Origin of the sequence: Streptomyces sp., assembly GCF_031181555.1 — a bacterium.
GTDB classification, from domain to species: domain Bacteria; phylum Actinomycetota; class Actinomycetes; order Streptomycetales; family Streptomycetaceae; genus Streptomyces; species Streptomyces fimbriatus.
The window spans coordinates 38,159-44,963 of the sequence record NZ_JAPSKQ010000038.1 but is presented as its reverse complement, the minus strand read 5'-3'; the positions used below and the strand labels follow the sequence as shown (position 1 = coordinate 44,963).

Annotated in this window: 7 protein-coding genes; 4 read left to right on the top strand and 3 right to left on the bottom strand. The window is 74.2% G+C overall.

Features of this window, described 5'->3' with window-relative positions:
• The 3 genes from RIM90_RS11225 to RIM90_RS11215 form a co-directional block, all read left to right on the top strand.
• On the top strand, window positions 1–243 hold a 243-nt coding region (locus RIM90_RS11225), incomplete at its 5' end, for a TCP-1/cpn60 chaperonin family protein (protein WP_309060483.1).
• 202 nt (window positions 244–445) lie between these two features.
• Window positions 446–1,603: an NADH:flavin oxidoreductase gene (locus RIM90_RS11220; RefSeq protein ID WP_309060482.1), complete on the top strand. Its 1,158-nt coding sequence runs from the start codon at window positions 446–448 to the stop codon at window positions 1,601–1,603.
• Between the two features lie 153 nt (window positions 1,604–1,756).
• Window positions 1,757–3,238 (top strand): MFS transporter, encoded by a 1,482-nt coding sequence (locus RIM90_RS11215; RefSeq protein WP_309060481.1) that lies wholly within the window; start codon window positions 1,757–1,759, stop codon window positions 3,236–3,238.
• Window positions 3,239–3,317: 79 nt separating this feature from the next.
• On the opposite strand, the gene RIM90_RS11210 is transcribed toward RIM90_RS11215, so the two are convergent.
• The gene (locus RIM90_RS11210; RefSeq protein ID WP_309060480.1) at window positions 3,318–3,887 is read right to left on the bottom strand and encodes a hypothetical protein; all 570 of its coding nucleotides are present in this window, start codon (window positions 3,885–3,887) and stop codon (window positions 3,318–3,320) included.
• Between the two features lie 308 nt (window positions 3,888–4,195).
• Between RIM90_RS11210 and RIM90_RS11205 the strand changes: the two genes are divergently transcribed.
• The gene (locus RIM90_RS11205; protein ID WP_309060479.1) at window positions 4,196–4,756 is read left to right on the top strand and encodes a hypothetical protein; all 561 of its coding nucleotides are present in this window, start codon (window positions 4,196–4,198) and stop codon (window positions 4,754–4,756) included.
• Here RIM90_RS11205 and murQ read toward each other — a convergent pair.
• Window positions 4,753–5,694 (bottom strand): N-acetylmuramic acid 6-phosphate etherase, encoded by a 942-nt coding sequence (gene murQ, locus RIM90_RS11200; RefSeq protein ID WP_309060478.1) that lies wholly within the window; start codon window positions 5,692–5,694, stop codon window positions 4,753–4,755. The genes RIM90_RS11205 and murQ overlap by 4 nt on opposite strands.
• A gap of 152 nt (window positions 5,695–5,846) precedes the next feature.
• A complete protein-coding gene (locus RIM90_RS11195) occupies window positions 5,847–6,779 on the bottom strand; it encodes a MurR/RpiR family transcriptional regulator (protein WP_309060477.1) in 933 nt (310 codons plus the stop codon).
• Window positions 6,780–6,805 lie beyond the last annotated feature (26 nt).

Sequence of the window (6,805 nt, the reverse complement as noted above, 5' to 3'; positions counted from 1 at the left end):
GTCGTGGTGGAGAAGGTGCGCAACCTGACCCCGGGCCACGGCCTGAACGCCGCGACCGGCGAGTACGTCGACCTGGTCAAGGAAGGCATCATCGACCCGGCGAAGGTGACCCGTTCCGCGCTGCAGAACGCCGCCTCCATCGCCGCGCTGTTCCTCACCACCGAGGCCGTCATCGCCGACAAGCCGGAGAAGGCCGCGGCCCCGGCCGGCGGCGGCATGCCGGGCGGTGACATGGACTTCTGAGCCCGCCTCCGCAGGCTCGGACCCGGTCCGTCAGTACCGAGGGCGGCACTCCCTGTTCCGGCAGGGGGTGCCGCCCTCGGGCGTGTCCGGGATCACCCTCGGCGGTCCCGGCGGGTGGAATGCCCGCCGGTGCTCACCGGTTGACGTGGACGCGCACTCCATGCGCGTGCATATACCGACTGGTATCCCACGAGGAGTCCTCATGACCGCCACCACCTCCGAAACCTCCGAGGCCTTCGAAGCGTCCGATGCCGCCTCCCGTGCGGCCCGGGTCCTCTCCCGTCCGGCCACGATCAACGGCCTGACCGTCCCGAACCGCATCGCCATGGCGCCGATGACCCGGATGTTCTCGCCGGGCGGTGTCCCGGGCGAGGACGTGGCGTCGTACTACTCCCGCCGCGCCGCCGCCGGCGTCGGGCTGATCGTCACCGAGGGGACGTACGTCGGGCACCCCTCCGCCGGGCAGGAGGAGCGGGTGCCGCGGTTCCACGGGGAGGAGCAGCTCGCGGGCTGGGCGAAGGTCGCCGAGGCGGTGCACGCGGCCGGCGGCACGATCGTGCCGCAGCTGTGGCACATCGGCATGGTGCGCCGGCAGGGGCAGCCGCCGTTCGCGGACGCCCCTGCCGTCGGGCCGTCCGGGCTGCGGATCGACGGCACCGAGGACGGCAGGGCCATGACCCGGCGGGATATCGACGACGTGATCGGCGCCTTCGCGGAGGCCGCAGCCGCCGCCGAGCGGATCGGCTTCGACGGCGTCGAGCTGCACGGCGCCCACGGCTACCTCATCGACCAGTTCCTGTGGGCCGGCACCAACCGCCGTACCGACGCCTACGGCGGTGACCCGGTGGCCCGCGCGAAGTTCGCGGTGGAGGTCGTGGCGGCGGTCCGTGCGGCCGTCTCCCCCGGGTTCCCGGTCATCTTCCGCTTCTCGCAGTGGAAGCAGGACGCCTACGACGCCCGCCTCGCCGAGAGCCCGCAGGAGCTGGAGGCCATCCTCTCCCCGCTCGCCGCGGCCGGCGTCGACGCCTTCCACGCCTCCACGCGCCGCTACTGGATCCCCGAGTTCGAGGGCGCCGACCTCAACCTGGCGGGCTGGACGAAGAAGCTGACCGGCAGGCCCGCCATCACCGTCGGGTCGGTCGGCCTCGACGGCGGTGACTTCATCCGGGCGTTCCAGGGGGAGGGGGCCGCCGTGGGCGGCCTCGACAACCTGCTCGACCGGATGGAGCGCGAGGAGTTCGACCTCGTGGCCGTGGGCCGGGCCCTGCTCCAGGACCCGGAGTGGGCGGCCAAGGTCCTCTCCGGCCGCTTCGGCGAACTCGCGCCCTACGACCCCGCGTCGATCGACTCCCTCAGCTGAGACGCCACTTCACCGTCCCGCCGCCCCGGCCGCACCTCGTGTGCGGCCGTACGGGCGGCCGTAACGCACCATTAACTTGCTTAAGTCAAGCAATACATATAAGGTTGCCCGAGACAATCAGATGTGGACCTGAGCCTCCCGGAGACCTCCTTCATGTCCGACGCACCCGCCCGATCCGCCGCACCCGGCACCTCCGCACCGCCCGGACCCGGTGCCGTGGTGGCCGTGCTGGCCTTCAGCGGCATCGTGGTCTCGCTGATGCAGACCCTGGTGATCCCGATCGTGGGGCAGCTGCCGCAGTACCTGAACGCCTCGGCGTCGGACACCGCCTGGGCCGTCACCGCCACCCTGCTCGCCGCGGCCGTCGCGACCCCGGTCACGGGCCGCCTCGGCGACATGTACGGCAAGCGCCGCATGCTGCTGCTCAGCATGGCCATGCTGGTGATCGGCTCGGCGGTCGCCGGACTCAGCGACTCGCTGGTCCCGATGATCGTCGGCCGGGCCCTGCAGGGCCTGTCGTCCGGGGTGATCCCGCTCGGCATCAGCATCCTGCGCGACGAACTGCCCGCGGAGCGGCTGGGCTCGGCGACCGCGACGATCAGTGCCTCGCTCGGCGTCGGCGGTGCCCTCGGCCTGCCCGCCGCCGCGCTCATCGCCGACAACTTCGACTGGCACGCGCTGTTCTGGACCTCGGCCGCGCTGGGCGTGGTCGCGCTGGTCATGGTGCTGCTCCTGGTGCCGGAGTCGAAGGTGCGCACCGGCGGCCGGTTCGACCTGGCCGGCTCGGCCGGAATGGCGGCCGGCCTGGTCTGCCTGCTGCTGGCGATCTCCAAGGGCGGCGACTGGGGCTGGTCGAGCGGCACCACCCTCGGCCTGTTCGCGGCGGCCGTCGTCGTCCTGGTGGCCTGGGGCCTCTACGAACTGCGGGTCGAGCGGCCGCTGGTGGACCTGCGCGGCGCGGCCCGTCCCCAGGTGCTGATCACCAACCTCGCCTCGGTGGCGATCGGCTTCTCGATGTTCTCGATGTCCCTGGTCATCCCGCAGCTGCTGCAGCTGCCCGAGCGGACCGGCTACGGACTGGGCCAGTCGCTGCTGGCCGCCGGACTGGTCATGGCGCCGTCCGGCCTGGTGATGATGGCGCTGGCCCCGGTGTCCGCGCTCCTCTCCCGCGCCAAGGGCCCGAAGGTGACGCTGATGACCGGCGCCCTGATCGTGGCCGCCGGCTACGGCCTGAACGTCCTGCTGATGGAGGAGGTCTGGCACTTCGTGCTGGCGTCCTGCGTCATCGGCGCCGGCATCGGCTTCACCTACGGTGCGATGCCCGCGCTGATCATGGGCGCCGTGCCCGCCTCCGAGACGGGCGCCGCCAACAGCCTCAACACCCTCATGCGGTCCATCGGCACGTCCGTCGCCAGCGCCGTCGCCGGGGTCGTCCTGGCCCAGATGACCACGCGGTTCGGCGCGCACGCGCTGCCCTCCGAGAGCGGCTTCCGCACGGTCCTGGCGCTCGGGGCCGGGGCGGCGCTCCTCGGCTTCGCCGTCGCCGCCTTCATCCCGCGCCGGCACGCCCCGGCGGGGGAGGCCCCCGCCGGGGCCGAGGGCGCTCCCGAGGCGGCGGAGGCCGCCAGGGCGTAGGGCCGGTCACGGAGGCCGAACGGCCGCCGCCCCCGGGGGTTTTCCCGGGGGCGGCGGCCGTTCGGCGTCACGGCAGACCCTAGAGGTTGCCCATGGGCTCGATGTCGACCCTGACCGGCGTCCCCCACACGCGCAGCACCTCGTAGTCGGTGAACTCGTGCACGATCCGGTACGCCATGGCCGGGCGGGGACCGCGCCGCTGGGCCGCGATGTACAGCTCGGCCTCGCGCCGGTCCCGGCGCGGGGTGCCGCACAGCTGCCAGGCCTGGCCGTTCCACAGCTCCGGCAGCCAGCGCTGCTGCGGCTGGGGGCGGTCGCCGCGGACCCCGTACCGGGAGGGGACGGGGGCGGTGGGCTCGGGCGGCAGGGGCGGCCCGTTGAACTCGGCGCGGCGGGCGGCACGGCGCCGGGTCTCGCACAGCAGGCACAGGTCGGGGGCGCTCTCGTCGACCGGGCCGGTGGGGTGCTCGGGGCAGCGCGTGCTGGGCGCGGCCGTGGTGACGCCCTCCTCCAGCAGGTCCAGGGCCCGCCGCAGGTCGGCCTTCACCTCGTGCAGCCTGGCGTCCGGGGTGTCGGCGGACAGCGCCTCACCGTGCTCGCCGAGGACACGCAGGGCGCGGCCCAGGGCGGTGAGCTGCGCGTGGTTCATGGTTCGTCTCCGTGTCGGGTGGCTCCAGTATCCCAGTGCGCGCAGAACACGGTCGTCCGCGGGGCACGGTCGCCCGCGGGCGGGGACGCCGCCCCGCGGAGCGGCCGTTCGCGGCGGCTCGCGGCCGGGACGGATCCCCGGCCGGGGTGCGGATCCAGCCTGCCCCGCGTCCGTCTTCCGGCATCCGGCGGGCCCGTACTTTGCCGGGTCCCGGCATGACGAGCGCCCGTGGCGCCCGGTTACCGTCCCCGGGCACGTCCGGTGTCGGCACCGGCCGGGGCGGATGTCCGGTGAAAAGGAGCGGCGCGATGTTCTCGGTGGCCTGGGGGGTGTTCGCGACGGCCTTCGGCTGGATCGTCGCGACGGATTTCCGGGGGGCGGCCCACCGCTTCCACGCGTTGTCCCACACGGTCGTGCCGTTCGGCGGCGCCGGCGCGCCGGTCGTGCGCGTCGGCTTCCTCCGCGTCGTGGCGGGGGTGTTCGCCCTGACCGGTCCGTTCGTCCTGGCCGGCGGGCTCCTGGAACTGTGGCGCGGCGGGGCGGGGCCGGACGGGCTGCCCCCGGTTCCCGCCTGGTTCGCCGTGGTGCAGACACTCTTCGCCGGTGTCGTCCTGTGGTGGATGTGGCGGCCTTCCGGCCTGCTGCGCCGTGAGTGGGAGGCCGGCACCGGTCCGCGGCGTGCCGCCGTGGCCGGTCTCACGGCGTCGGCCGTCGCCTTCGCCGTGACGCTGGGCTTCGGCTGGGGGACGTGGGCGATGGCGAGCTGGCTGGTCGGCTGCCCGTGCGTGCTCACCCTGCTGCTGAGCGGCCGAACCGGCCGGCCGTCGGACACCGGCCCGGCGGCCCCCGCGGGTTCCTCGGACTCCTAGGGCCTGTCGCCCGCCTTCGTCAGTGCCGCGCGCAGGTGGCCGTCGGACTCCTTCAGGAGGCGGGCCGCCGTCGGGCCGTCCACGTCGGCCAGGAGGACCAGGATCGCGTGCTTCACCTCGCCGTCCGTGGCGGTCAGGGCGCGTGCGACGGCGTCGTCCTCCGCCCCCGTCGCGAGGGCGACGATGCGGTGGGAGCGGGCGCGGAGCTTGTCGTTGGAGGCGCGGACGTCGACCATCAGGTTCCCGTACGTCTTGCCCAGCCGGATCATCGTGATCGTCGAGATCATGTTGAGGACCAGCTTCTGGGCCGTACCGGCCTTGAGGCGGGTGGAGCCGGTGAGGAACTCCGGGCCGACGACCACCTCGATGCCGTGCTCGGCCGCCGCCGCCAGCGCGCTGCCCGGGTTGCAGGCCAGCCCCACGGTCAGGGCGCCGCGCGCGCGGGCGTACGCGACGGCGCCGACGGCGTACGGGGTGCGGCCGGAGGCGGAGACGCCGACCACCGTGTCGTCGGCGGTCAGCCCCAGCGCGGCCAGGTCGGACTCGGCCAGCTCCCGGGAGTCCTCGGCACCCTCGACCGAGGTGACCATGGCGTCGGGGCCGCCCGCGATCAGGCCGACGACCTGCGCCGGGTCGGTGTTGAAGGTGGGCGGGCACTCCGAGGCGTCCAGGACGCCCAGCCGGCCCGCGGTGCCCGCGCCCGCGTAGACCAGCCGCCCGCCCCGGGCCATCCGGTCGGCGACGGCGTCGATCGCGGCGGCGATCTCGGGCAGCCGCTCGGCCACGGCACCGGCGACGGTGGCGTCCTCGCCGTTCATCAGCCGGGCGACGTCGAGGGTGGGCAGCCGGTCGACGTCCGCCAGCTCCGGGCGGAACGCCTCGGTGGTCAGGCTCTCCAGCTCGGTGCGCAGATCACGGGACGGGGGCGTGTGGGTCATGGAACGGCTCTCTTCGGTCGGTCCGGCGTCTCGGTGTGCGGCTCAGCCGCCCGGGCGCGACCGGCCGCGAGTCCCTCCGGCAGCTTTCCACGGCCGTCGCCCCGCACGCGTCGCGCCCCTCCGCGCCCGCACCTCTCCGTGCCTGTCACGGTCTACCGCGCAACGCTCCGGTGCCGGTGCGCCAGTGCCTCGTAGGAGGCCGACAGCGCCGGGGCCGCCGACTCGTACGTGCGCTGGGCGACGCCCACGAACAGGCAGTCCACCACCAGCAGCTGACCGGTCCGGGACGACATCGCGGCCGGGCGCAGCTCGCTCTCGCGGGCCGTGGACGTGGTCAGCACGTGGTCGGCGTACTGCGTGACGGGGCTGTCCGGGCGGCCGGTCACCGCCACCGTCGTCGCCCCGTGCTCGAAGGCCACCCGGAGCGGCTCGATGACGTCCCCGGTCGATCCGGAGTGCGTGATGGCGATCGCCACGTCCCCCGCGCGCAGTTGCACCGCGTTGGTGACGGCGAGGTGCGGATCGCTGTGGGCGTGCGCCATCAGCCCTATGCGCAGGAGTTTCTGCGTGAGGTCCTGGGCGACCAGCCCCGACGCGCCGACGCCGTACACGTCGGTGCGGCGGGCGGCGGCCAGGGCGGCCACGGCCGCGCCGAGCTGGACGGTGTCCAGGCCGGCCGCGGTGTCGGCGAGGGTCTGCTGCTCGTCGTAGGCGAGCTTGGCGACGACGTCGGCGATGGGGTCGTCCACCGCGATGTCGGTGGTGATGGCGGGGGCGCGGCCCGACTGCTGCTGGGCGGCGAGGCCGGCCAGCGCCAGGCGCAGGTCCCGGTAACCCGGATAGCCGAGCAGCCGGGCGGTGCGCACGACGGTGGCCTCGCTGGTGCCGGTGAGCTCGGCGAGTCCGGTGACCGTGAGGGCCGCGCAGCCGGCCGGGTCTTCGGCGACGGCCTCGGCGACCCGCTGCATGGAACGGGTCATCGACGGGGCCAGCGTGCGCACCTTGGCCGCGAGGGCGGCGGGCGCGGGCGGGGCGCCACCGGTGCCGCGCTCGCTCGCGAAAATTTCCTTCACATCCCGGGTCACATGATGAAAGATATTTTCGGCTCGGC